At 38.6% G+C, this 26,312-nt stretch carries 24 protein-coding genes; 19 read left to right on the top strand and 5 right to left on the bottom strand.

Features of this window, described 5'->3' with window-relative positions; translation table 11 throughout:
* The first annotated feature begins 23 nt into the window (after nucleotides 1–23).
* From JOC77_RS04380 to JOC77_RS04360, 5 genes are all read left to right on the top strand, one after another.
* Complete coding sequence (locus JOC77_RS04380) at nucleotides 24–1,793, top strand: FTR1 family iron permease (RefSeq protein WP_239558580.1); 1,770 nt, start codon at nucleotides 24–26, stop codon at nucleotides 1,791–1,793.
* 230 nt (nucleotides 1,794–2,023) lie between these two features.
* Nucleotides 2,024–2,863, top strand: a complete 840-nt coding sequence (locus tag JOC77_RS04375) for an aminoglycoside 6-adenylyltransferase (protein ID WP_204539113.1) — start codon at nucleotides 2,024–2,026, stop codon at nucleotides 2,861–2,863.
* A gap of 488 nt (nucleotides 2,864–3,351) precedes the next feature.
* Nucleotides 3,352–4,203 (top strand): STAS domain-containing protein, encoded by an 852-nt coding sequence (locus tag JOC77_RS04370; RefSeq protein WP_204539110.1) that lies wholly within the window; start codon nucleotides 3,352–3,354, stop codon nucleotides 4,201–4,203.
* Between the two features lie 132 nt (nucleotides 4,204–4,335).
* A complete protein-coding gene (locus JOC77_RS04365) occupies nucleotides 4,336–4,734 on the top strand; it encodes a VOC family protein (RefSeq protein WP_204539107.1) in 399 nt (132 codons plus the stop codon).
* A 481-nt stretch (nucleotides 4,735–5,215) separates the two neighbouring features.
* Complete coding sequence (locus JOC77_RS04360; RefSeq protein ID WP_204539104.1) at nucleotides 5,216–5,623, top strand: hypothetical protein; 408 nt, start codon at nucleotides 5,216–5,218, stop codon at nucleotides 5,621–5,623.
* 177 nt (nucleotides 5,624–5,800) lie between these two features.
* Here the strand turns inward: JOC77_RS04360 and JOC77_RS04355 are convergent, their stop codons facing one another.
* A complete protein-coding gene (locus JOC77_RS04355) occupies nucleotides 5,801–6,097 on the bottom strand; it encodes a hypothetical protein (protein ID WP_204539101.1) in 297 nt (98 codons plus the stop codon).
* Between the two features lie 688 nt (nucleotides 6,098–6,785).
* On the opposite strand from JOC77_RS04355, the gene JOC77_RS04350 reads away from it, so the two are divergent.
* From JOC77_RS04350 to JOC77_RS04315, 8 genes are all read left to right on the top strand, one after another.
* On the top strand, nucleotides 6,786–7,286 hold the full coding sequence (locus tag JOC77_RS04350) for a CBO0543 family protein (protein ID WP_204539098.1): 501 nt from the start codon (nucleotides 6,786–6,788) through the stop codon (nucleotides 7,284–7,286).
* Nucleotides 7,287–7,883: 597 nt separating this feature from the next.
* Nucleotides 7,884–8,537 carry an alpha/beta hydrolase gene (locus tag JOC77_RS04345; RefSeq protein ID WP_204539093.1) on the top strand — a complete coding sequence of 218 codons (654 nt, stop codon included), beginning with the start codon at nucleotides 7,884–7,886 and terminating at the stop codon, nucleotides 8,535–8,537.
* A 1,160-nt stretch (nucleotides 8,538–9,697) separates the two neighbouring features.
* Nucleotides 9,698–10,153 carry an RrF2 family transcriptional regulator gene (locus JOC77_RS04340; RefSeq protein ID WP_204539088.1) on the top strand — a complete coding sequence of 152 codons (456 nt, stop codon included), beginning with the start codon at nucleotides 9,698–9,700 and terminating at the stop codon, nucleotides 10,151–10,153.
* Nucleotides 10,122–10,304, top strand: coding sequence for a YezD family protein (locus JOC77_RS04335; RefSeq protein WP_239558579.1), 183 nt, complete (start codon nucleotides 10,122–10,124; stop codon nucleotides 10,302–10,304). The genes JOC77_RS04340 and JOC77_RS04335 overlap by 32 nt, the downstream gene beginning before the upstream one ends.
* Nucleotides 10,305–10,444: 140 nt before the next feature.
* Nucleotides 10,445–11,497, top strand: a complete 1,053-nt coding sequence (locus tag JOC77_RS04330) for a sulfate ABC transporter substrate-binding protein (RefSeq protein WP_204539080.1) — start codon at nucleotides 10,445–10,447, stop codon at nucleotides 11,495–11,497.
* Nucleotides 11,498–11,517: 20 nt separating this feature from the next.
* Nucleotides 11,518–12,354 carry a sulfate ABC transporter permease subunit CysT gene (gene cysT / locus JOC77_RS04325; protein WP_204539077.1) on the top strand — a complete coding sequence of 279 codons (837 nt, stop codon included), beginning with the start codon at nucleotides 11,518–11,520 and terminating at the stop codon, nucleotides 12,352–12,354.
* 15 nt (nucleotides 12,355–12,369) lie between these two features.
* Nucleotides 12,370–13,215 carry a sulfate ABC transporter permease subunit CysW gene (gene cysW, locus JOC77_RS04320; protein WP_204539073.1) on the top strand — a complete coding sequence of 282 codons (846 nt, stop codon included), beginning with the start codon at nucleotides 12,370–12,372 and terminating at the stop codon, nucleotides 13,213–13,215.
* A gap of 56 nt (nucleotides 13,216–13,271) precedes the next feature.
* A complete protein-coding gene (locus JOC77_RS04315) occupies nucleotides 13,272–14,336 on the top strand; it encodes a TOBE-like domain-containing protein (protein ID WP_204539069.1) in 1,065 nt (354 codons plus the stop codon).
* A gap of 518 nt (nucleotides 14,337–14,854) precedes the next feature.
* Here JOC77_RS04315 and JOC77_RS04310 read toward each other — a convergent pair.
* Nucleotides 14,855–15,301: a DUF4385 domain-containing protein gene (locus tag JOC77_RS04310; RefSeq protein ID WP_204539064.1), complete on the bottom strand. Its 447-nt coding sequence runs from the start codon at nucleotides 15,299–15,301 to the stop codon at nucleotides 14,855–14,857.
* A 342-nt stretch (nucleotides 15,302–15,643) separates the two neighbouring features.
* On the opposite strand from JOC77_RS04310, the gene JOC77_RS21180 reads away from it, so the two are divergent.
* The 3 genes from JOC77_RS21180 to JOC77_RS04295 all read left to right on the top strand — a co-directional run bounded on the left by JOC77_RS21180 (nucleotide 15,644) and on the right by JOC77_RS04295 (nucleotide 16,632).
* Nucleotides 15,644–15,853: a MerR family transcriptional regulator gene (locus tag JOC77_RS21180; RefSeq protein ID WP_239558578.1), complete on the top strand. Its 210-nt coding sequence runs from the start codon at nucleotides 15,644–15,646 to the stop codon at nucleotides 15,851–15,853.
* Nucleotides 15,850–16,302 carry an SRPBCC family protein gene (locus JOC77_RS04300; RefSeq protein ID WP_204539061.1) on the top strand — a complete coding sequence of 151 codons (453 nt, stop codon included), beginning with the start codon at nucleotides 15,850–15,852 and terminating at the stop codon, nucleotides 16,300–16,302. The genes JOC77_RS21180 and JOC77_RS04300 overlap by 4 nt, the downstream gene beginning before the upstream one ends.
* 174 nt (nucleotides 16,303–16,476) lie before the next feature.
* The gene (locus tag JOC77_RS04295) at nucleotides 16,477–16,632 is read left to right on the top strand and encodes a DUF3934 family protein (RefSeq protein ID WP_204539058.1); all 156 of its coding nucleotides are present in this window, start codon (nucleotides 16,477–16,479) and stop codon (nucleotides 16,630–16,632) included.
* A 234-nt stretch (nucleotides 16,633–16,866) separates the two neighbouring features.
* Here the strand turns inward: JOC77_RS04295 and JOC77_RS04290 are convergent, their stop codons facing one another.
* Nucleotides 16,867–17,238, bottom strand: coding sequence for a cyclic-phosphate processing receiver domain-containing protein (locus JOC77_RS04290; protein ID WP_204539055.1), 372 nt, complete (start codon nucleotides 17,236–17,238; stop codon nucleotides 16,867–16,869).
* Nucleotides 17,239–17,939: 701 nt separating this feature from the next.
* Here JOC77_RS04290 and JOC77_RS04285 point away from each other — a divergent pair.
* Nucleotides 17,940–19,520, top strand: a complete 1,581-nt coding sequence (locus JOC77_RS04285; RefSeq protein ID WP_420850644.1) for a M4 family metallopeptidase — start codon at nucleotides 17,940–17,942, stop codon at nucleotides 19,518–19,520.
* Between the two features lie 139 nt (nucleotides 19,521–19,659).
* Here JOC77_RS04285 and JOC77_RS04280 read toward each other — a convergent pair whose 3' ends face one another.
* Together JOC77_RS04280 and JOC77_RS04275 are read right to left on the bottom strand one after the other, a co-directional pair.
* The gene (locus JOC77_RS04280) at nucleotides 19,660–21,357 is read right to left on the bottom strand and encodes a GMC family oxidoreductase N-terminal domain-containing protein (RefSeq protein ID WP_204539049.1); all 1,698 of its coding nucleotides are present in this window, start codon (nucleotides 21,355–21,357) and stop codon (nucleotides 19,660–19,662) included.
* Nucleotides 21,347–21,976: a hypothetical protein gene (locus JOC77_RS04275; protein WP_204539046.1), complete on the bottom strand. Its 630-nt coding sequence runs from the start codon at nucleotides 21,974–21,976 to the stop codon at nucleotides 21,347–21,349. The genes JOC77_RS04280 and JOC77_RS04275 overlap by 11 nt, the downstream gene beginning before the upstream one ends.
* A 654-nt stretch (nucleotides 21,977–22,630) precedes the next feature.
* On the opposite strand from JOC77_RS04275, the gene JOC77_RS04270 reads away from it, so the two are divergent.
* Complete coding sequence (locus JOC77_RS04270; protein ID WP_204539043.1) at nucleotides 22,631–25,432, top strand: ATP-binding protein; 2,802 nt, start codon at nucleotides 22,631–22,633, stop codon at nucleotides 25,430–25,432.
* 31 nt (nucleotides 25,433–25,463) lie between these two features.
* Nucleotides 25,464–26,294, top strand: coding sequence for a CheR family methyltransferase (locus tag JOC77_RS04265; protein WP_204539041.1), 831 nt, complete (start codon nucleotides 25,464–25,466; stop codon nucleotides 26,292–26,294).
* The last annotated feature ends 18 nt before the right edge of the window (nucleotides 26,295–26,312 follow it).

Below are 26,312 nucleotides of genomic sequence, written 5' to 3'. Positions count from 1 at the left end.
TTTGTTCTAGGGAGAGATTCATATTGCTCATTGTAAAACGTGCTGGATTTATCATCTATATTCTTGTATTCTTTTTTATGTTTTCTCTTTTTGCTTCACAAAGTCATGCAGCTGAAAATCATGATGAACTTTTAGTTTATATTGGTGACAGTCTGATGAAAGTGAAGGAAGGGGATACGGAAGCTGTCGCTGAGAACATGGAGTCTTTTGAGAAAGAATGGAAAGTAATCAAAAAGGCTGACAGTGCTAAAGCTAAAGCAGTGGATAAAACGCTTCTGCAAGTAAAAAATGACCTAATGAATGACACTGCGCCCAGCGAGATTCATTCTCTTTTATCAAAACTGTCGAAGGCTGTTATTCAATATGACAGTGAACAAAATCCTGCCGATCAAAAGCGTGAAAAACAGCAATTAAAAAAACTGCTCCCGCTTATTGATACACTACATACATCAGTGGATACAGGAGATATTCCAGGAGCGAAAAGTCAGTATTCTCAATTATTACAGACATGGACATCAGCTGAAAAAGTCGTCCGGACTGAGAGTGTGGCTTCGTATGGGAAGATTGAAAAACAGATGGCTCTTATTCGTATTGCGATAACACAGAATCCTGCTGATCGACAAAAGGCGAAGGAAAATTTGAAAGAGTTAAGGATTTCCATCAATGAATTTCTTTCTGGAAACATCAACAAAAAAAATGAGAAATCTTCATACACATTAGGGGATGTAACAAGCCGGCTGACCCAAAGTGCACAAGATATTGAAAAAGGCAGAATGAAAGAATCCGCCGAAAAGTTAGATGAGATATTAAGTATTTGGCCAATGGTTGAAGGCGAGGTATCGACAAGGGACAGCAAGCTGTACACCGATGTAGAAACCAAGATCCCAACAGCCATGGGACTGCTTGAATCGAAAAAAGCTGATGCAGAGTCTGCAAAGATGATCTTAGAGAATTTGAACACCCGCCTGCTTCCTCTAACAGAAAAAACCAGCTATTCATTCTGGGATGCCATGCTGATTTTACTCCGCGAAGGATTGGAAGCGCTATTGATCGTGGCTACCCTGATATCGTTTCTAAAGAAGGTAAATCAGGCAGATAAACAAAAGTGGATTTGGTTTGGAGTGGGGGCTGGCCTATTATCTGGAGCCATTCTGGCTGTCATTATCAATATCGTATTCTCCCAGATAACGGCAGCTTCAAATAGAGAGTATATCGAGGGTATTACAGGTATCGCTGCAGTAATCATGATGCTAACGGTAGGAGCATGGCTTCATAACAAATCTAATATACAAAGCTGGAACCGGTATATTAATAAGCAACTGGGTGAGGCCCTTGCAGCTGGGAATTTAGTTTCATTTGCCGTCATCAGCTTTTTGTCTATATTTAGAGAAGGTGCGGAAACTATTATTTTCTATGCAGGGATGGCGCCGTATATGAGTTTGAAGGAGCTTTTAACCGGGATTGTACTGGCAGCGGTTCTGTTGATTTTTATAGGATTTGGAATGATAAAATACAGTGTTAAGATTCCATTATCCTTATTCTTCCGGTCAGCAATTATCTTAATTTATACAATCACATTTAAAATACTTGGTATCAGCATCCACTCACTTCAGGTGTCGCAGAAGATATCAACGCATACCATCCAACATGCCCCGTTCATTGATTGGCTTGGCTTATACCCTACCTGGGAAACGCTTATACCGCAGATCATTTTACTGCTTATTATTATCATGACATCACTCTGGATTTATAAAAAAAATAGCACGGAGAGTGCCAATGCTGTTACTCCTTAAATTAGAGGGGTATGGAACTTTCCGAAATAAGAAAACGATACATTGCATGCTGCCAGTGTATCGTTTTTTTGTTAACTCTGTTGAAGGATATTTTTTTCTGATGTTACAAGGTGACCCGTTAGCGTAAATTCGAGAAAAAATAAATTTGAAATAAAGGGATTTTATCTTACATAAAGAATTTTATATAACAGGCTTATACCATTTAAAAGTAAGGGGATGTTTCATCATGTGTGGGATTTGTATCTAGGCACGGTAAACGAGATCAGGAGCTGCCTCTAAAGCGAAGTAAACTCCTTGAAGCTGCCATGGAAGATTTAACGCAGGATTCAGCTGTTGCAGCTGTATACCAAAGCGGATCATTGGCAAAAGGTAATTTTGATTCTTATTCCGATATTGATCTTCACATAATTGTGCCTCCTGAAGCGAAATCAGATTTTATCAAAAACAAACGCTGCCGCTCTGCAAAGTGGGGTGAAGTTTTATTTTATGAGGAGCCGTCATCATCAGCGCCTGTGATTGTTACCCATTATGCGTGCTTTGTAAAAGTGGATACCTGGTATAAGACCTTAGAAGAAGTTACACCAACCCTATGGTTAAAAGGGGTGGAAGTTCTTTACGACCCGCAGAATCAGGTTCGAAAAATTATAGAGGAATCTGCAGGGCTTACTTATCAGCCTGCTCCTCGGGATGTAGTGTTTTGGAGGGGAAAGGTACTTGCTTTTATACATGAAATTTATCGTTCTGTTATGAGAGAAGAACTCTATTACGCTTTGTCCAATCTGGATAAGTTCCGTTGGCTTATAGCTTCCGGCTGGTATATGGAACAGGAGAAATTCCTGGACAGCTCTTATGGAGTCTGGTCAAAAATAGACGGAAAACGAAGCCATTTAGAAGGCTGGCAGCTATCTTTATTGGAAAGCTGGGATTGTCAGCGGAATTCAAAAGATATAATGAAAACATTGGTCAGTATGGTTCCTGAATTCTTGAGGCTGAATGAGGTACTCAGTAATAAAACTGGAATTGAAGCAGAGGAAGAATATTGTAAGCGCATTATTGAAATGGCTTATTAAGGTTCGCAGGCCATTCTTTGATACCTAAATGGGTAAAGAAATATTGCAGTTGCCACGGCGGCTCTTCTTTTTTGTTAAGCTCAGTTAAACCTGCCTGTTGATTGCAGCGAAGGACACTCCCTTTTTCGCGGGCGGTCCGAGAGCCTCCTCTCACGTTGACGCCTGCGAGGTCTCCCTTGACCCGCTTTTCCCGCAGGAGTCTCGCGCCTGCAGCGAAGATCAACATAGTGCAAATCAACAATGGACTTTAACATAGCCTTTTGTTAAGAGACTGAAAAGTTGATATGTTTAAAAAAAAGGGATTACGCTAAGCTTTATAACTTATGTAAAACAGACGCCTTTAATCATGACGCTTACTTCATTAGCTTATAAAAAAACTTTATTAATAGATAAATATGGGGAAATCGACATCTTGTTATAAGTAAGTTACAATAAAAAGGCTTAGAAATACGAGACCATATATTTAACTGCAGTAAGGGGAGTAAGCTATGCATAGAAATAATGATTTATACCAATTTTTAATGTCTAAATCCTGGGAACTTACAGAAGATTGGTATGAGCAACTTGATAAAAATGATCCTAAAGGAGTTTATTCTTCTAAAGATCCTATCGTTATTCAGACTGTAAAACAACAAAATCATGAATTTCATGAAAGGTTCTTTAAGGTTTTTAATCAGGATGAAACTACTTTTTTCAAAGGTTTGGAAGAGTGGATTTTCAAGATTGCACAAGATGAAGAACATTCTGGTACGCCTCTTCAGTTTATACATAGAGAATTCTTTAGAACGCAGGATCAATATATTGATTTGATTAATGAATTCGCAAACCTACATAAAGTTGAATACTCCAATAGTGAAGTAGCTTCCTGGTACCAAATTGTCATGAAAACCTTTGGCAAAATCATTATTTGGTTTACAGAAGAACATACAACTTATTCACAAAGAAAACTCCAGGCGCAGCAGGAATTAATCATGGAGTTGAGTTCCCCTGTAATTGGTCTAAATTCGAATGTGGCACTTCTGCCTTTAGTCGGCGATGTTGACACTTCACGGGCGAAGTTTATGCTTGAAAATACGTTGGAACAGTGTTCCCGGTTAGGAGTTAACCAGCTTTTTTTAGACCTTTCAGGAGTAGTCATGATTGATACCATGGTTGCCCAGCAGATTTTTCAGCTCATTGAAGCGCTAAGCTTAATTGGTGTGAAGACCACTTTATCCGGACTAAGGCCTGAAATAGCTCAGACTGCTGTGCAGCTAGGACTTTCTTTTGATAAAATATCCATTAAGTCTACACTTTCAAGTGCTATTAGTTCATCAAACTTCCTCATGCAGAAAGCGTAAACTATAACTTGATTCCCTTTTTTCCGGCCGCTTTTTAGCGGCTTTTCTTTATGTAAGGATCAAGCCGTAAAGGAAATATCACAGCTAATGTGGAAATAAAAAAAAGGAAAAATTATGTGGGAGGGTAATGGAATGTACTGTGAAATGACCATTCAAGTTCGTGTAGCCGATTTTAGCAAAGGACACCAATGGTATGAAACCTTATTAAATAAAAAGGCTGATTTAATTCCTCATGATGGATTTGCCGAATGGGAGCTTCTCCCTGGCTGCTGGCTGCAGGTTGCAGAAGGAATCTCCTCGGTTGGAAGCGGTCCTATCCGTCTCTGTGTCAGAAATATTGAAGATGAGCGGAACAGACTGATGGACCTGTTGGATGTTCCTGAATTTGCTATTCATTCACGAAAAGAAGTCCCGGTCAAATGGGGTACATTTACTGACCCTTGGGGAAATAGACTAGGATTTTTCGAATATATAAAGAGTGAGGAAAAAGATGCCCAGATTAATAAGGTGATTGGAAAAGATTGCCCATAGGGTAACACAGTAAATTGAGAACTTTTATTGTGGAGCCACGCAGAGACAGCCGTTTCTACATTTGGTACAAGGAAATCAATTTGCTTTTTAATATTTTACAAGAAGTTGAGGCGTTTTGATGCGCTTGGCGATTATTCCTTCAGCAAAAGTCCGGATGGGTTGCGACCAGTTCGGTATATCCTATTTATTAAAAAAAGAAAGAGAGTGAAAAAATAACAATATTTAGTAAAATTGGTAAAAGCAAATATATTCTTTAGATCGTTCCTACTTTTTAATTCTATGTGTTGAAACATATAACTGGGCCGGCTGATGTAACCGCTCGAATTGTATGTCATCCACATAAAAACAGGAATTAGCCAAGTAAAATCGTGAATCAGCCACATAAAAATCCAAAAACGCCACATAAAAGTTCCAGTGCTCTATGTGAGAAATATGTTTCACGTAAGAAGACCTATTATTCCTAGGTATTGTGACTGCACCTATGATGGGCATCCACCCAAAAGTATCAGCATCAAAGTGGGTAGAAGTACAGCCTCAAGAAGTTATCGATCGTTCTGTACTTACGATTACTGGGACATATGACTTTTCAAGTAAGCCTAAAACCGGTGATTTCGTTTTTGAAGGTTATGAATTTAAAATTAACAAGGTTTACAAAGGAGAATCCTCTCAACAAATAATCGCGGGAATAGATATGTTTGATAAAGGCTGGGCAGAGGAGTTCCTGTTATTTTTAGAAAACAGAGAGGAAGGGGATTTCCTAGTTCCTGTAGGAGGTCCGAATGGCATGATTAAAATTATGGATGATAAGGTTATACATCGGAAAGAAGAGAAGGTAAGCTTTTTTGAATTTTTTTTAAAAGCACCGGCCACAGAGCCGAAAAGTATATAGTTTGAAAAGAATGTTTTTGGACAGCAATATGGCTCTTCTTTTTTATCATTCATCCTGACAAGTATAATAGCTAATTTATTCGTATTTTTACTTGTGTACAGGAGCCTGGCAAATAAGCACTAATTAAATTGGTTTTTATGATCCATTATAAAGGATAGAGTAGGCGGATACTGATCATTAGAATTTTATTTTACTATAATGGTCACTAAACACTTTAAAAAGTCTCTCATCTCCGCCGCGATCAGGATGTAGGGCTTTTAGAAGCTGTTTAAATTCACGCTTTACTGCTTGGTTGTCAACTGATTGATCCAATCCGAGCATAAATTTATAATTTTGGGGTTTATCGGATGACATTTCATATTCTGCTTTGAGCATCTTCTTAAGACTGTGTACTTTTGTTTCCGATATATGTAGGGAAGTCCTTAACAGCTCGATTTCTTGTTTTAATAGTTCATAGTCGCGTTGTAATTCCATTCTTGAGGTTCTCCTTGAAGATTGTTTGAATTTGATATTATTTTTCTTACATAATAACACGGCAGCTTAAAAAGAAAGATAACAGCTGCCTAACAATTTAGTTACAGAGGATTGCAAAGTAAGAATGATCTTCTTTTAGGGAAAGTTGTCTATTGTTCAGTATTTAAGAAGAAGGTTTGAAAGGTAATGTTTTACACGATTGAGCAAATGTAATTCCTGATATAATTCGAATGGGCGGATTGTTGCTCTTTTTTTGCTGCTTTTTTTCATGAGGAGGTTAATCAATTCGGTATCCACGAAGTGATTTACAATTAAATGAAGCAGCAACTATTATCAATGGTGATGCTGAACTTACAGCAGAAGTAGTTAAAGGGATTGTTTCACAGAACTTTATAGGAAGATTATTCGTTATGAATCATACATTTATACAACCAAGCCATTGAAGAGCACCGAATTGCCGAGAAAAGACAATGTGGAGTTCTCCTTGTATCGTATCACAATAAAAACTTCATTTTATAAGGTTCTATGTTCTATTTCCTAGATAACTCTATTCCTTATAAAAATGTCAATTTCGGGTTTATGGGATCCCTTACACAGTCTGCAATGGGGTCTGTCATACTATTCAGTTGTGATAGATTTTCAAAAAAAGGGCAAACTTTTTTAAAAGGATCTCGAAAGGGAATAAGATATGCATGTAGTAATTACAATTTTGACAATTATGGCGTCCTTAAAGTGGGCGGATTGGAAAAAGTGGAAAGAGTATCATGCAAGCATGCTTTTTGTAGCTGCAGGCGGCTTGCTTTATGAATATATCGTAAAAAAGAATTCCCTTTGGAAGTTTCATTCTGACTTACTATATGGGCATGAAATGACTGTAATTGTATACGCTATCATTACTATGCCCATCAGTATTTTTCTATTTCTTTCTCATTTTCCAGAGATGGCGATTCGCCGCTTCCTATATATACTAGTCTGGTCAGGGATTTATATTGCTGTCGAGTGGGTGTTACTTAAGTTTGACAGAATATCATATGATTATGGCTGGAGTCTTGGATATTCTTTTTTATTTGATTTAATCATGTTCTCCGTTATTGCGCTACACCATTTTCGCCCGGTGCTATCATATATCTTGTCCATTTTCATTATAATTTTTTTGGTCATTTATTTTAAAGTTCCTTTTAAGTTTTAACAGATCCAATTTTACTCTTTTCTTTGGAGCCATTTTACTTGAACAGATAGGCGATATAAGACATCCCTAGGCAAATTAATAATCGAAAAGACAAAATACCCTAAATAGAACTAACCTTTACAAGGGAAGAGGAAGCATAATTGAGACGCCCAATTAAAAAGCAGGAAAATCATTTCAGCTGCATATTAACCCATCTACTTATTATGGGGGGTTCTTTGATTTTTTGTAATATCTGAATTTTTGTTCCTGCAGGAGACGTATAAGTACGAATGTCATCCCGTATCATGTAAATATGTCTCCAGCCTGCTGCTATAAATACTCCTTATCCACCTCATGAATACTGAATGTTCTTCTTACCTTTTTTTAAGGGAGCAATGCCTTTTAAATTCCACTCAAAACTTCTAGCTTTTTTATGTAAGTTTTGTCTAATAATCCCTAACCCATTAGGGATTATTTCTGTTGCGACATAAAATTCGTCATAAAAAAAGAAATATATTACAAATACGGTTATGAAATGTATAATTTAGTAAACTCATTTATTGAGAATAATATCATGTAGGACTAAAAAATTGACCGTAAGGCAAGCTGGAGAAGACTATGTTCAAAGAACTTAAGAAGAAAGTTAAAGGCCACATGGAACTCGATGTTTCTTATTCCTTATTAAGCACTCAGGAGGAATCAAAATCATTGGCGATTATGCTTCCTGGAACCGGATATACGGTGCTGGCTCCTTTTCTTCTTTATTCAACAGGGGTTTTTGTTAATAATTCTTATGATTTATTACAGGTGAATTATCAATACAACCAGGAACCCTTTACTGAATATAGTACGAATGAACTAAGTGAGGTTATTACCTATGACGTAAGAACTGTTCTTGATAGTGTTTTAAACGAAAGGCACTATGATCACTTTTGTTTTATCGGTAAATCACTTGGCACCATTGCAATGAGTTCTGAGCTGAAGAGGGATATATTCAAAGATGCGGGCGCAATCTGGTTAACTCCTTTACTACATAGAGATGATGTAATGGATACGATGGTAAATGGTAGACATAGAGGACTGTGCTTCATAGGAGATCAAGACAGTATTTATACCAATGAAAGATTCCAACAGTTAAAATCGAATCCAAATTTAATGTCAAAGCTTATTCCAGGAGTTAATCATGGTTTAACTTGTCACGATCCTGTTGATTCCATTGATGTACTAAGGAATGTAATAAACGATATAACTCACTTTGTTATAGATGCATAACTGAGAGGGAATATAAAATGGCCAGGATAGCTATAGTTTCGGCCGGTTTGGATGCTCAATTGTGGGGCTTATTTATAGCAGGTAACGCAAACGTTTTCTTCAATACAACTGGGCCAATTGTTCTTATAAATTTTGGACCGGTTTTCAGATTTTTGTAGAACAAATTTATGTTTATAAGTACCGACCATAACCCTATGTTTTTTATGCTTTTATTTTTATGATGAATAAAATTCTCACGGTGACAAGAACCAAGAAGCTTTTCATTAACTTCTTCTTGAAAAGGCAGTTTCTTGTTTAATTCATGGAAACGATACCAAAAGACAAATAATCACAATCACACTTTCTTATATTTAAGAGAAAAATAGAAATAAAAAGGATTGTTTTTTATCCATTTAATAGATTATTATTCTCCAGCGGAAGTTTTAGCGGAAAAATAACATCTAACGAAGGCTTTTTAGCAGCTCAGAAACTTCAAGCTTCAATTTATGCTTAAGTTTTTGGTTTATATGCTTAAGTTTTTGAGATCTATGCTTCTGTTCTTGGGTTTTATGATTTAGTTTAGGAAGTTTTTGCTTATCTATGCTTATATTTCATAGTCTTTGCTTTGGATTAACGGGGGATGCTTCTCGCACTTGATTTTTGACTTAATGGAGTGATTATCTTTATGATCAGTTTATTTGCTAGGAGAGAACCAAAGAAGTTGTAAAAGAGCTGCTGTTATTTGGAATATCTGGACCGAGCCCTATAGAAATATAATTTTATTACTTACTATGGGCGGGGGTTAAAGGCATTACAGCTAATTCGCCACGTGCAGAGAGGATCTTATGGATCCTTTTTTTATTGCGAAGAGACAACTCTACATAAGGAGAAGTCAAAATAATCATTTTTTTCGAAAAAGTGATTGCCTTTATAAATAAATCATATTATATTATTAAACAAGTAATCCTATAAAAATTATCGGCATTAAAGATAATTAAATACACGGCTGATCAGACGAACTGAAGGCGCTTATCTTAATATACAGGTAAGTGCCTTTTTGAGTCTTATTTTATATGTACCTTTTATCCCGTGCTACATAAAGTGTATACAAAGATTGAAGCAAGTAATTAATTGCCAGTAAATGTTGACTATAACACTCAACATTAGAAAGCAGGGGTACTATGAAGGTATCGAGTAAAGGGGAGTATGCTTTACGGGCCCTACTAGTTCTAGGACACGAGCAAGGAAGGGTCGTGTCTATTCAGGAAATCTCTGAGAAAACGCTTGTTACTGTACATTATCTGGAACAATTGCTTCTTCAATTAAAGAAACTGGGTTATGTTTCAAGCAAAAGAGGGGCCAAGGGAGGTTATTTTCTTCATAAGACAGTTGAGCAAATAAATATTGGGGAAGTAATCCGTGACTTGGAAGGCCCACTTTCACCAATGGCTTGTGCTTCTATTACAAAATACGAACCTTGTCCATTGGAAGGGAGCTGTCAATTGAAGCCGCTATGGTCTTTGATTAGGGATACAATTGCTTTTGTACTTGAGCGTACTACATTAGGAGATTTACTCGAAAACCGACTTACATTTCTAAAAGGAGATGATTTTGTTGTCTTTGAAAAACCGGATTGATCAGCAGGTAATCGAAAAAATCAAAGCACTGCTGGAGAGTCTTGAGTATGGCAGTATCCAGATTACTGTTCATGATTCACAAATAACCCAAATCGATAAATTAGAGAAGCACCGGTTGCCTTTATTAAGAAAAACAAAACCCGGAAGGTGAAGGTGCGATAAAAAAAGAATACCGCCGATCGGACCACCGAAGGCTCCTGTAGTTACCTTTAAATGATCATGCAAAGGTGCCTAGGGGGCTTTTTCTATGGAGAAAAGCCCAAAAATAGACAATTAAAGGAGAATGTAAAGATGAAAAAAACATGGCTTGCTCTATTTTCAATGCTCTTAATTTTAGGTGCGATCGGCTGTTCGAATCCGTCTTCCAGCTCAGACAGTGAACCAGCAAAGGCGGAAGCTGAAAAGAAGCCTCAAGATATTGAATTATTAAATGTATCATATGACCCAACGAGAGAATTTTATGAGGCATTTAATAAGAGCTTTGCTTCAAGCTGGAAAGAAAAAACAGGTCAGAACGTAAAAATCAACCAATCACATGGAGGATCCGGGAAGCAGTCACGCTCAGTAATTGATGGCCTTGAAGCAGATATTGTTACACTCGCACTTGCTTATGATATCGATGCCATTGCGGAGGCAGGGAAGTTATCCGAGAATTGGCAGCAAAAACTTGCGGACAATAGTTCACCATATACATCAACCATTGTTTTTCTTGTCCGAAAAGGAAACCCAAAAGGAATCCAAGATTGGAACGATCTCGTAAAATCAGGGGTTTCAGTTATCTCACCAAATCCTAAAACATCAGGCGGAGCAAGATGGAATTATCTTGCTGCATGGGGATATGCCTTAAAGCAAAACAACAATGATGAAGAAAAAGCAAAAGCATTTGTAAAAAAACTATTTAAAAATGTGCCGGTATTAGATTCAGGAGCACGTGGTTCAACGACTACATTTGTTGAAAGAGGGATTGGAGACGTATTGATAGCCTGGGAAAACGAAGCGTTTCTGGCGATGAATGAACTTGGTAAAGATAAGTTTGAAATCGTTGTACCTTCCGTAAGCATTCTGGCAGAACCACCTGTTACTGTAGTGGATCAAGTCGCAAAAAAGCACGGAACGGAAGAAGCAGCCAAGGCGTATCTTGATTATCTTTATACAGAAGAAGGACAAAAAATTGCTGCTGAGAACTATTATCGTCCGCGTTCTAAAGAAGCGCTGGAAAAGTACGGCAGCCAGTTTCCTGAGATTAACCTCTTTACGATCGATGAACAGTTTGGAGGATGGAAAAAAGCGCAAAAAGTACACTTTGATGATGGCGGCGTCTTCGATGAGATTTATAAACCATAACCAAGAAGGAGAGCATATTCGTGAGTAAAATATCCATTCGCCGCCGTACTCTGCCAGGATTCGGCCTTTCAATGGGATACTCTATTGTTTATCTCAGCTTGATCGTCTTGATCCCCATTGCCCTGCTGTTTATAAAAGCAACATCATTAAGTTTCTCGGATTTCTGGCAGACTTTGACTGATGATAGAGTCACAGCTTCCTTTCAATTAACTTTTCTGGCGTCCTTTGCTGCCGCTCTGGTTAATGCTGTTTTTGGCACTCTGATTGCCTGGGTGCTTGTGAGATATTCGTTTTCCGGGAAGAGGCTGATAGACGCACTGGTTGATCTGCCATTCGCCCTGCCTACTGCAGTAGCAGGCATTGCCCTGACTTCGATTTATGCTCCCAACGGATGGATCGGACGTTTTTTTGAACCTCTAGGGATCAAAATCGCTTTTACGCAGCTGGGAATTATCATGGCATTAATCTTCATCGGGCTTCCCTTTGTAGTTCGATCGGTCCAGCCTGTGCTGCAGGATTTGGACATTCAATATGAAGAGGCGGCTTCTACACTAGGAGCAAATTCGGTGCAGATCTTTATCAAGATTATCTTCCCGGCTATTTTCCCTGCCCTTTTGACAGGCTTTGCCCTTGCCTTTGCAAGGGCACTGGGGGAATATGGATCGGTCGTCTTTATTTCCGGGAATATGCCGATGAAAACAGAAATCGTTCCGCTGCTTATCATAACCAAATTAGAGCAGTATGATTACGCGGGCGCTGCAGCAATAGCCACGGTGATGCTTCTGCTTTCATTTGTCTTATTATTCTTGATTAATTTCTGGCAGTGGAAAAGTGCCAAAAAACATAAAGCGGTGTAGAGGAGATTGAAGTGTATGTATGTCAAGGCAGCAGCAGACAAGAAAGGAAATCTAGTTCCTTTAATGAGAAAATGGGTGCTGATTCTCATCTCCCTTACTTTTGTAGGAGTATTTATTTTAGTTCCTTTAGCGGCTGTCTTTTTTGAAGCTCTAAAAAAGGGAATAGAGCTATATTTTCTTTCATTAACTGAGCCTGATGCCTGGTCAGCTATTAAATTAACACTAACAATAGCTGCGATTTCAGTGCCGTTGAACACTTTATTTGGAGTGATCGCCGCCTGGGGAATAGCTAAGTTTGAGTTTAAAGGCAAGAATATTTTAATTACCTTAATTGATATCCCATTTGCTGTCTCGCCTGTGATTGCCGGACTCGTTTTTGTCCTTCTGTTTGGATCACAAGGTCTGCTGGGGCCGTTTCTGGAAGCCCATAACGTAAAAATTATTTTTGCTATACCAGGGATTGTTCTGGCCACAATCTTTGTAACATTTCCATTCGTTGTGCGTGAATTGCTCCCGATTATGGAAGAACAAGGCACCGAGGAAGAGCAGGCAGCTTTAACTTTAGGGGCTGGGGGCTGGCAGATATTTTGGAGAGTCACGCTTCCTAATATAAAATGGGGCTTACTTTATGGAGTGATTCTCTGTAATGCCCGGGCAATGGGTGAATTTGGCGCCGTCTCGGTAGTCTCTGGACACATTCGGGGGCTGACAAATACACTGCCGCTGCATGTTGAAATTTTATATAACGAATATAATTTTACGGCCGCCTTTGCATCAGCTTCCCTGCTTGCCTTGCTCGCTCTGTTCACTTTGCTTTTAAAAAGCATTGTAGAATGGAAGTCTATAAAAAAGAGGCATTAATCGAGAGAGTACGGAAGAAACATAAAGCCTGGTACCGCATATTGGAGGTTTTTAGAGTGAGTATTAGCATTAACAGTGTATCAAAGGCATTTGGTTTATATCCAGCAGTAAATAATGTGAGTTTAACTATTCCTAAGGGTGATTTTGCTGCGTTATTAGGTCCTTCAGGTTCTGGAAAAACAACTCTTCTGCGCCTGATTGCGGGACTGGAAAACCCAAATCAAGGCAGGATTTTATTTAATGGGATCGATTATACGGATAAATCAGTAAAAGAACGGAAAGTTGGCTTTGTCTTTCAGCAGTATGCCTTATTTAAACACATGACCATATTTGAAAATGTTGCTTTCGGACTAAAAGTGCGGCCGCGCAAGAGTCGACCGTCAAAACAGCAGATTCATGAAAAGGTGTTTGAATTATTGAAGCTTGTTCAGCTTGAGAACACTGCTGCCCGGTATCCAGCACAGCTTTCCGGCGGTCAGAGACAGAGAATTGCGCTGGCAAGAGCTCTTGCTGTGGAACCTGAAGTGCTGCTTCTTGATGAACCATTCGGGGCATTGGACGCAAAAGTACGGCAGGAATTGCGGCTTTGGCTAAGGGAACTGCATCAAAAACTCAATATTACTACTGTATTTGTCACACATGATCAAGAAGAAGCGCTAGAAATGGCGGATACCATCGTAGTCATGAATCACGGGCAGATCGAACAGATCGGAAGTCCGGAAAAAGTATATAATGATCCTGCTAACTCGTTTGTGTATAGCTTCCTCGGAAGGGTCAATGAATTTCGCGGAGACTCTATCCCACAAGAATTAAGGCTTAATGAGGAAACAGCGGGGTATATTAGACCGCATGAAATTGTACTTAGCAGAACGGCTCTTGATACGAGCAGCCCCTCTGAAGTCATTCATGTCCATACGGTTGGGTCTGCCGTCAGAGTAGAATTGAAACGTCTTGATACGGACGACATCCTGGAAGCAGAGCTTAGTACTGAAAAGTATCGGCAAATCGGTCCATTAATTAAAGGGGAAATGCTGTATGCCGATTTCAGCAGAATGGTTATTTTTGATGATGATAGGCCAAATCAGGCAAAGGTATCAAACAAAATAGTGACCGCCTTATAGATGATCAAATAGATTGTTTATGTTAGAAATAGAGCTGCATACTTATGGCGGCTCTTTTTAGTAGTTTGAAAAATAATCCAATATTTGATCTGAAATCTTTTATTCAAACGATTGAAGTAAGGGACAATAATAAGATCGAATAAGAATGACAGAAGAACAGGAATCAACAAAGAAGCACAGATGTAGTAGAATCGATTTTGGTAAGGTCAGCAGCAGAAAAACCTCATCAGTCAGTGGGTAGCAATTTGGAGCAGCCTGATTTGTTTTGCTAAATTAGTAATGGATAGGGTAAAACTGCCACCTGCGCTGGTCTCGTTTTTGCAATGAAAAAAATGGACCTTTACACTCTTAAGCATGATTTTATGCAGCCAGGATGACCCCGTCGGCATTATCAGATAGAGGCAGTTCATGTAAAATATGGCCAATGTATGAAGTGAGTAAGGAGCTTGCTATTGCAGGAAGGCGACAAAATATATCTGTATTGAGGCACAGGCACGAAAATTGGTTTGCTGAACAGCTTAGCCATATTTCTCCTGATGCTTTTTCTTCATCGCCAAATAGTCTTTGTCCTCTCTAACCAGCTTCCACTTCTCCATAAAGATTGAAGCTGATTCGGCTTTCACCGGGTCATTCTGCCGTTCTTTTTCCTTTCCGTCCTGGCCATATTTTCTTCCGCCTTTATAATTTGTGTAGCGGCGGGCCCTCGTGTATCCCATCTGAAGGAATTTCCTTGCCATATCCATGCCGACAAAATCCTCTTCGGCTTTATAATCTAGAAATAATTCATAAATTTTTTCAGATGACTGAGCCGCGATTTCTGGCATTTTAAACCGCCAATGCGGGAGGATTTCGCTTTTATAGGGCTCCACAAGCAATACTCCCTGCTCACCACGCCCTACTCTATACAACTCTGGTTTTTCACGGAAATCAATGTTATCAAAGTCTAATGTATAGTCAAATGCCATGTTCATCACCCCTATTACATGCTATACCCATATTTGCTGAGTATATGTATAGAATGGTCCAGGTAATAAACGACGCTGTCTTATACATTCCTAAATAAAAAGTTTTGCTCTCATAATTAATAACTGCTTCAAAAGATTAAACAAAATCATTCTCGTTGACCCTGTGGTGCACATCATAGTTTATGATAGAAGGAGGAGGGAAAGGATGTACAAAATTAGTGCATTTGCAGAGTTGACTGGATTAAACAAAGAAACCTTGAGATATTTATGCCGAAGTAAAATTACTTGAACCAGCTTATATTGATCCAAATAATAACTTACTGATTTTACGATGACGGAAGCTTGTTTTTAGCTGTTCTTTTGGTAAAACTAAGAAGATTTGGCTTTACAATACAAGAAATGATATCGGTAATGGAAGATGAGTCATTTACTAATTTAGAAGCATTGTTAGCACAAAAGAGAAGTAAATTACGGATGCAAATAGAAGAACTTAATCTCAAAGTTGATGAAATAGATGAATTTCTGGCATCCGGGAGGGAGTATAAAAAGTGATTCAATGGGAAGAAGAGATTATTATTACGGCTAATATTGAGAATATATGGAGTTTATTTTCTGATATAAATGTCAAAAAAATTATGCCTAAAGTAGAGGAACACACATTAATTGAAAAAAATGAAGAAGAAGCAGGGGCGAAGCATCAGCAAACGTATCGCGAAGGAAAGCGTGTTGAAACACACATAGTAGAAACACTGGCATATGAAAATTTGGAGGATAAAAAACTAAAGCAGCTTAGCTTTGTATTAGGAAAAGCATTTGAGATCACTTTGACTTTCGAGTTACTTAAAATCAATGATACCCACACAAAGTTTATTTATAAAGGGCAAAATAAAGGAGTTAATTTTGTAGGGAGAGCCATGCTGAAGCTGGGCAGCGAGAAAAGCAATAACAATTCAGTAAAAGAATTCGTGCAAAGAGTTGAACAGGAAGCATTAAAGGTGTAGAGTTATCATTCTGATGCCGTTTTCGATTAACAATAAAGAATTCCATTTTTCATGCTGACCATCTTTTGATGATTAAATGGTGTCATCAGGAAAATAATATTTTGCTTAAAGGGTAAAATGGAAAAGAATAATCCTCATATTTGACTATATTGCAGGAATAATGGAGATGGTTTCATGAGTAAAGCAAAGGGCAAAGGCGGAACGGGCAGGGGAACAGGGAAGAAGGGCTGGAACCGCTGGAAAACTAGTGCCAATAAAGCAAAGAGTGCGAAGCCTTATAAGAGCAAAGGAACTAAAAGTGGAGAAAGCAAAAACGACGAGCAGCAATAAAGCGGCACGTCTATACTAGTGATGCAAATCGAATAGCAGTGAAGGAAGATTTTGTATGGGCTGCCATTTTTGGCGCCTTTTTTATTTTCTTTTTTTAAGCTTGCTGTATTCTTGATATCTGCCTATTTAATTTTATATACCGGATTGAATAGGCTGACATTTGGAGGAAATCTTTTTTTGATTCTAGGAAGTGACTGCGAATAGCACATAGGAGAAAGGTAAGAGTGGCTTCATTCACCGCACATCTATATAATGCTGCAGAACCTTGGATGGAATGGAATGGAGGGGCAGGGGCCTAAGGGATACAATAGTGGCATGGGATAGTATAGACTCAAATTGTGCCTGTTTTAAAAGTTTGTACATAGCTTTGCCGCCGACTGAATTGGCAGAGTGAATCGTTATGCGGTTGGCGAATAGTTTTTCTTTCACCATCATTTGAACCAGCATAAAACCATTCCTTGTTTTATTTAATAAATCATGATCTAAAGAAAGATGTTCTATATCAAAGTTGTACAATAGCTGAATACACTCATCGATCGTCTCTGCAAGCACATAACCTTCAGGGGGTTGACGGTAATCATCCAGAAAAACGCTAATTTTCTCCATTTCTTATACTCCTTCTCTTAAATGAGGGATGACTAAGAAAGTCGTTAACCTTAGATAAGTTCGTTTATTTCTATTTTAACACATAAATTGTCATAATGTTTGAAAATTTTTGAAATACATGCTACTGATTTTAATTTTTTTAACTAGTAAGGCTCAGCAAGTAAGTGTACCTTCCAAATATACGGTCTAGAAGCTATATATTCTACAGGCAGCATGTTTTATCAAAAGCTTCCTTCATTATAAAAGATCAAGATAATTATACGTAAATGAGTGAAGAACTGGCTTATTTGTTTCAGCCAGTTCTTTTTTTTTATCCTTGGATGGATAGACAAATGAATATTTCATTTTATTTCCCAATTTTAAAAAAGCCTATTTTACATGGTTTAGTTCAAAGTTCGACACTTTTTTTAGAATTTTATAAGGAAGAATTAACAGAATTCTAATGCGTTTTCTTAAGTTTTTCCCAACTTAGGAAAGAAGGATTTATTTATGGAAAGCATGAATATTTCTCTTAAGTAAATTAAAGGAGGAGTAGCTATAAGGTTATACTTTACGCATTTTTTACGGGCAGCTTAGCAGACTGAATCAATTGCAAGCAAGAAGTTTGAAGGACAAATGGATTAAAAAAAATCAAATGTCGAGAAGGAGAGATTTAGTTGAAAAAAAGATTCCTAGCAAGTACTGTTTTGTCCCTTGGTCTAATGGTTTCAGTATTGCCGCAAACAGATGCTTTGGCTGCCAAAAATGTGTTGAGCGTGGAAAAGTATAATCAAGAGAGAAACTCATTAGAATTTATTTCCGGGGATCTAACGGAGGCATCTAACAAAGCTGCTGAAGATATTATACTTAATTATTTCGACAACAATAAGAAGTCCTACAAATTTGGTAAGAAAAGTGCAAGGGACTCTTTTTTAATAGAGAAAAAAAGTAAAGATGAGCTGGGCAATACGGTGTTAAAACTGCAGCAGGCTTTTGGCGGTGTACCTGTATGGGGGTCAACTCAATCTGCGCTCATAAACGATAAAGGCATTCTAAATGTTGTATCCGGAACAGTAGTTTCAGACTTAGATCAGAAACTGGCTGGCAAAGACAAAAAAGGGATAAAATCAAAGGAAGCTATTAACATAGCACAAACTGATTTAGGTTTTACACCTTCATATGAAACAGACCCTAAGGCAGAATTAGTCGTTTTCACGGATCATGACCAGGCTGAATATGCCTATAAGGTACAGTTACACTTCTTAAGTCCAGAACCAGGAAACCATTTCTATTTTATCTCAGTCAAAACTGGGGAAATTCTTAATAAATATAATACATTACACGAAGTTACCGGGACTAATGCGGTGGGATCCGGAACTGGCGTTACGAAAAATTCAGTATCCTTAAATACAACTCTTTCTGGCGGCCGCTATTACCTTCAAGACAATACAAGAGGTAATGGAATATTCACATATAATGCAAACAATGGCAGCAGACTGCCAGGAACTCTCTGGTCAGACACAGATAATCTTTTCAATGCATCCTATGATGCTCCAGCTGTAGATGCTCATTATTATGCAGGTAAAACCTATGATTATTATAAGACGACTTTTAACCGCAATTCGTATAATGGACTTGGAGCCAGTTTGAAATCTACCGTCCATTACGGGAATAGATATAATAATGCGTTCTGGGATGGAACCCAGATGGTATATGGAGACGGAGATGGCTCTACTTTTATCCCATTATCCGGCGGATTGGATGTAGTAGCTCATGAATTAACCCATGCTGTTACATCTTCTGAGTCTAATTTAATCTATCAAAACCAGTCTGGAGCCCTCAATGAGGCCATTTCAGATATATTTGGCACTGTAGTAGAATACAAGTACCAAGCTTCTAAAGCAGACTATAATATCGGTGAAGATATTTATACACCATCTGTTGCCGGAGATGCTCTCCGTTCAATGTCCAACCCTGCAGCATATGGAGATCCTGACCACTATTCTAAAAGATATACGGGAACTGCAGATAACGGCGGAGTCCATACTAACAGCGGGATTATTAATAAGGCAGCTTATTTAATAGGAGCCGGCGGTACTCATTATGGAGTAACAGTACAAGGAATTGGTGTAGACAAGTTAGGAGCTATTTTTTACCGTGCTAACACCATCTACTTAACTTCTTCTTCGACTTTCTCGCAGGCACGAGCAGCTTTAATCCAATCTGCAGCTGATTTATATGGTGCTTCGAGTGCAGAGAAAACGACAGTTACCAATGCATTTAATGCAGTTGGAGTTAACTAATTTATAAATTTTCGAGTACTAAAGATTAGTAGAACAAGTAAGCGTCCAGAGATAGTTGGACGCTTTTCTTATGACCTATCGACATCCTTAAAATAAAAACACATTATTTTTAAATTACTATCTGAATATTTGATTCTGGTTAAAAGTATTTTTGGTATATTCTCTCCGCTGTTCTGGATGCCAAAGCTTGTGTAGTAAGTGTTGGATTGGCACCTCCTAAACCGTTGCTGAGCACACTGTTATCTGTTATAAATAATCGTTTAACCTGAAATGATTCGCAATTTCGATCTACAACATAGCCCATTTTCATCGTACTCATAATGTGGATCATTAATCTATCTGGCCAGTCTGCATGAATTATTTTCCTTGCTCCGGCATGGAGGAGGATGTCCGTTGCTATATTTACCAATTTTCTTCTCTTGCTTAAAGTCTGCTTTGTTGGTGTATAACTTATCGAAGGTATGGGTCCATGATTATCCTGTATTCCTGGAAAAACGGAAACGCCATTTCTATACTGAACATCATCATCTGTTACAATGAGGATATTAAAGGATCTTGTATAATCCGCCATTAATTCTATTAAGTCTTTCCCGATAACTCGCCCTTTTAGGAATGAGTCATTTTCTCCATTAAAATCTGAACTGCTGTTTCCTGATTTACTTAATGCATACGAAAAGGCTGCCATTATTCCTGGGCTGGCTCCATTGACTTGTATAGATCCCAGCCCGGGATAATCAAACCTGGCTCCTGAGTTATGCCCGGTATACGGATTTATATCTGTTTTCCCTATTGTATGAATTAATTCCTTTCTGTTAAAGATCCCAGTAACCATATCCATGTTATGATTCACGAGCCCTCTTCCGATCCAGTTATTATACGGTAAAGCCGAATTAAGCCAGAGACGGGGGCTTTCAATGGATCCAGCAGCCATTATGATACAATTTGCATACAAATCCTCCCTTTCTCCGCTCCAAGTGTTTCTTACCTTTACTCCGATTGCTCTTATTCCTTCTTTTGGGTCGTTTTCACTGATGACTTTGTAGGTGAAAAGATTAGGGCGGATTTCGACATTCCCTGTTTTCATAGCTAAAGGGATATAGCTGACATTGGTGGAACGCTTAGCAATTTTATCAACAGCGGGGCCGTGGGGACACCCGTTTACACAATGTCCTGAAAGGGTACAGCCCTCCATCCAGGATAGCTGCTCCACAGAATAGTCCAGGTTAGTAAGCTGGGCATTAGGCGGCAAAATTGCGTTTGGCTGCGGCCGGTACCCTGGAGTAGATACATCAAGAGCAGGCAGGAGGCTCCAGCCCGCTTTTTTCGCACCGTAATAAAATAATTCCTCTTTAGCAGTGGATGGAGCGAATTCGACAGGTAATTCTGATTCAACCTTTTCAAAATAGGGAATAAGGTCACGATAAGTGAGAGGCCATTCCTGATTGATTGCAGTCTGAAAAGAACGTGGTGAATTGGCAAGATAGTGCTGAGTCGTGCCTCCTACCCCAGAATTCTGCCAGGCAAATCCACTTTGCTGAAAAATCCTGCTCCAAAGTGGTTGTTCACGGTTTGCAGGTCCCCAGCGAAGTTTCCCTGAAATTAAATCGTTCATGTTTGCTTCTAACTTGTTATAGTTTGCCTTAAATAGATGTATATCTAAATCCTCTGGACTTGTACTTCCAGTTTCACCTTGTTCAGCATTTGGATGGGGCCATTTCCGGTTCCCGTACCAGGGTCCTGCTTCTAGTAGCAGAACCTTTAATCCAAGCTCACCAAGCTCCTTTGCAACTACTGCTCCACCGCCGCCAGCTCCGATTACAATTACGTCAGTTTTCATATTTTGAATGGTTCTGCAAAAGTTTAATGGTCAGTGCTGGTTTTTTATAAACCCGATAACCAAATGATGGACCTGGATAACCGGTATAGCCCCAGCTTATAGGATAGGTGCATAAATGCCTTGATTCAGGTGATAGTGTTCGTGCAGCACCATAGCCATACCACTCCGAATAATAGCCAAATATAGTTAGTTGATAAATAGAATTGATCATATTTCGTATAAGAGCCGGGTTGTTTTGATATTGACCAGGAAGGTTTTCTAGCGGGATTTGTAGATTTTCTAATAGAGCCAGGACCATTAATCGATCCTCCCTTGATAAAGTAGAAAAAAAACCGTTAAATCCCGTGATTGGTTGAGAAATTACAGATAAACCCTCCTGTTTACTGCAATAGTGCAGAGCCGCCGCATCGAACAGCTGCGATGTTTCCTCTGATAATGGATCTGGCAAGCTGTCAAATTCCATAAGAAGGTAACCCCAAATATCTAAATCGATTCCGCCATATTGAATGGACCAGCCTGCTTCGTGTATATAAACAGTGGATGGACAAATCGTATCAACAACTGCCATGAAATTTAATTGGGCGGAGTATGTCCAACTACTCTTGCTTGCTTGAGTCATTAAATCACACCTCTGATATCCTTTTTAAAAGGATATTGAGAATTATATATTTTAGACCAAAATGGATCTTAACAGGAGAGGATGTATTAGAAAAAGTGGAATGGTTTAGGGAAACATGCTGCCACATTTATAGAGAAAAGAAATCTTCTTGGATCTATCTGTACAATTTAGGCATAGAACCGATAATATACCTTGCAGGAGTGAAAAAGGACAGCTTTTCGGGGTTTTCGGACATGCATTCGAATTGACTGGTGATTCTTTGTGGGAAATAGAATGGTATGTAGAGGATCGGTTCGGATATTCTATAATGTTCAAAGGGCCCCGGTATGAAGGGATCCTTTTTCAGCTGAATGGACAGAGTTTATGACCTGTTATGAAGCACCAAGCAAGCAAGTGTACTCTATAAAAAATTCGTATAAAAGCGAAATCCCTTATAAATTAAAAATCCCCTTAAATTCAAAAAGGACCTCTTATCTTTAAATTTTCTATTAAATTTTATTTTCCCCGCTTAACTTTTAAAAAATCTTCATATATGGATAAGGATTTCCAAAGATCACCCATGCCAGAAGTAGAAACAAAATGGTATCTTTGTTATATTAAGATATAAAAGAAAAATGTATAGAATACTAGGTTATTAGGAAGGTAGGAAAATGTGTGGGCTTTAAAAAGAAGCAGTTCATAGGCTTAGGCTTAACCGTCTTTTTTATGTTCCTGTTATTATTTATCATTCTCTTTATGATGCAGTCGATTAAAGCGAATATGCTGGAAATGGTTCAGGACCGCTATCATAAAGTTAATGAGGCAACAGAAATTAGGCAGCAATTGTATAAAAACGATCGTGATTTAGTAAATTTATTTAGTACAAGCAACAGCGACTTGGAGCTTGCAGCTGAAAATTTGCAATCAGAAGCAAATAAAAACAAGATTAATACAAAGCTATTACAGCTTGAAACGATCTTAAACCGGAATAAATCTAAGGTCCTGGTAAAAGAGATAAAGGATGCATACGAAACTTATTCAGACATGCAGGCAAAAATAGCAGATCAAATAAAGGGTAAAGCTTCCAAAAGTGAAATCCAGGAAACCTACAACAAAGAGCTTGAGACCCGGAATTATTTATTTAGTAAAATAGATGAATTCAAAGTCTTTCAAGAATCGCTGATGAAAAACTCATTACAAGATGCTACTGATAAGTATGATCAGCTTGTGACGACTTTAATTGTGGTAGTCTCCATTGCGTTAATTTTAATAGTCTTAGTGATGCTTTGGGTAATCCGAAGTACTGTAAGCAATATAAGTTCTATTACACAGGTAATGAAAAATGTGGATTTTAACAATCTATCATCCATACCGAGAATTCAGGTTAAAGCAAAAGATGAGATCGGGGAAATTGCCGAAGCCTTCAATTCAATGGCTTCTTCGATAGAAGAGTATAACTCGAGAGAACAGAGATACACAGCTGAGATTCAGGAGCAAAACTGGGTGCAGACTAACTCTGTTGAGATCGTTAATATTTATAGCCGGCATGTGACAGTTGCTGGACTTGCAGAACAATTTATCAGGAAGCTCGCTCCTGTTATGGGAGCCAGTCTGGGAGCACTTTACCTGAAGGATGATAGAGAGGGGAAAGCGGTATTTAAGAAAATTGCATCTTATGCAGATACAGAGGATAGTGTAGGAAAGCAGGAATTTAATATCGGCGAAGGAATAATCGGACAATGTGTGAAGGAAAAACAACCTGTCTACTTAAAAGATATTCCTTCTGATTATAGAGTTGTTTCAACAGGGCTGGGAGAAGTTCAGCCCAAAGATCTCATCATAGCACCTGTTATGTTAAAAGAAGAAGTTGTTGCTGTAGCAGAATTTGCAAGCTTAAGTGAATTTACAGCAAGAGAGCAGAAACTTTTAGAAAATGTCATAGAAACCTTAGGAATAGGCATTACGAATATCATCGGACGAATGGAAGTAGAACGATTATTAACCGAGTCTCAAGCGCAGACAGAAGAGCTGCAGGCGCAATCCGAAGAATTGCAGACTCAGTCAGAGGAGCTTCAGGCTCAGTCAGAGGAATTGCAAAGCCAGACAGAAGAGCTGAGAATGACGAACGAAAAGCTCGAAGAACGATCCCGTGATGCAGAGCTGAAATCCGAGGAGCTGCAGGCAGCCAAAGAGCAGCTTGAAGAGAAAGCAAAACAGCTTCAGCTGAGCTCTAAATATAAGTCTGAGTTTCTGGCTAATATGTCCCATGAGCTTCGAACGCCATTAAATAGTATTCTCCTTCTCTCAGAAATGCTTACTGACGATCCTGATCATGAGCTGTCAGAAGAGCAGAAAGAGTTTGCAAATGTGATTCATTCATCAGGCCAAGATTTATTGAATTTAATAAATGATATTCTGGATCTGTCTAAGATAGAGGCTGGTAAACTGGAAGTCAGCTTTGAAGAAGTATATTTAAGCGAGTTTATCGAACGGATGGAACGTAATTTCTCGCAGACTGCCAAGAATAAAAACATTGATTTCAATGTTAACTTCAGCCAGCAGGTGCCTCCTATTATCTACACAGATGAACAGAGATTACAGCAAATTATAAAGAATCTTCTTTCAAATGCCTTTAAATTTACAGAGAAGGGCTCTGTATCCATAAACATTGATCATGCACACCCGGAAGAGATTCGATTTAACCCTTTAGCATCTCAAGTAGATGCCTGGGTGAAAATTTCAGTTACTGATACGGGTATAGGAATCGCACAGGATAAACAGTCTATGATTTTCGAAGCTTTTCAGCAGGTGGATGGCGCCATTATGAGGAAATTTGGGGGAACTGGTCTAGGTTTATCTATTACTAAGGAATTCTGCCAGCTGCTTGGCGGTACCTGCACAGTTGAAAGCCAGGAAGGGAAAGGAAGCACCTTTACCATCATTATTCCAAATCTGCCGGGTGGAATGCCGGCACTGAAAGAAATCGAAGCAGCCGAATTTCAGGCAGCCGCAGCACTTGAACAGACTTCAGCGGCTGGGCTGATGTCTGTTGACTCTGTAGTAAAAGTGCCAGCAGAAGAAATAGATCATAACACTAGTCTGCCTACCGTTTTAAGCGGTAAAACTGTAATTGTAGCCGATGATGATCATCGAAATATATTCGCTTTAAAAAATGCTCTTCTAAAAGAAGGCATGAATGTCATAACTGCGGAAAATGGTGCCGAATGCCTCGATAAAATGATGGTACTTGATTCTGTGGATATGGTATTAATGGATATCATGATGCCGGTAATGGATGGTTATGAAGCGATGAAGCGTATCAGGGCCATAAACACCGAAATACCTATCATAGCTCTTACAGCCAAAGCTATGAAGGGAGACCGTGAAAAGTGTATAGAGGCAGGTGCGACGGATTATATAAGCAAGCCGTTGAAATTAGACCAGCTCTTATCTGCCATGCAGGTTTGGCTGTCCTAGATGCTAAAAATGAAGGGAAATATAAAGAAGAATGGTAGTATTTAACAAAGAAGAGATGGAGCTAGACCTGCTGCTATTAGCCATATACCGGCTGACAGGCTTTGATTTCAGGAAGTATATGCGCTCCTCCATTATGAGGCGGGTTCAAAATAGGTTAAGCTTAGAAAAATTAAGCAGTATTACAAGCCTCACCGAGAAAATCATTCATGACGAGACTTTTCTTCTTAAAGTACTAAGTGATTTCTCCATTAACGTGACTGAAATGTTTAGAGACCCTTCATTCTTTAAGGCATTTCGGGAAGATGTTGTCCCATTATTAAGAGACCTGCCGGAGATAAGGGTCTGGCATGCAGGATGTTCTACAGGTGAGGAAGCATATTCAATGGCCATACTGCTTCAGGAAGAAGGCTTGGGCAGCCGAACAAAAATATATGCTACTGACATGAATGAAAATGTAATACGAAAGGCTGAACAGGGGATCATTCCCCTTCAAAAAATGCAGCTTTACACGAAGAATTATATGTCTGCCGGCGGTAAAAAGTCATTTTCTGAATACTATAAAGCGGATAGTGAAGGAGCCTATTTAAATTCCTCCTTAAAGGACAATATAATATTCGCTCAGCACAATCTAGTAACTGATGGATCCTTTAATGAATTCCATATTATTATCTGCCGAAATGTGCTTATCTATTTTGGGTTGGAATTGCAGCAGCAGGTTTTTAAGCTGTTTAATGATAGTCTAAGCCCCGGAGGCTTTCTCGGGCTTGGGAGCAAAGAATCCATCCGCATTGAGGATCCGGTTCTTTTTGAAAATTTTAATATACAGGAAAAATTATTCCGTAAAAAAAGCAGAAACCTTTAAGGTAAGTAGTTCAGTTTT

Source organism: Peribacillus deserti (assembly GCF_016909175.1).
Classification (GTDB): domain Bacteria; phylum Bacillota; class Bacilli; order Bacillales; family DSM-1321; genus Paraperibacillus; species Paraperibacillus deserti.
Note: the sequence above shows the minus strand (reverse complement) of the source record. Positions and strands in the feature narration are given on the sequence as shown.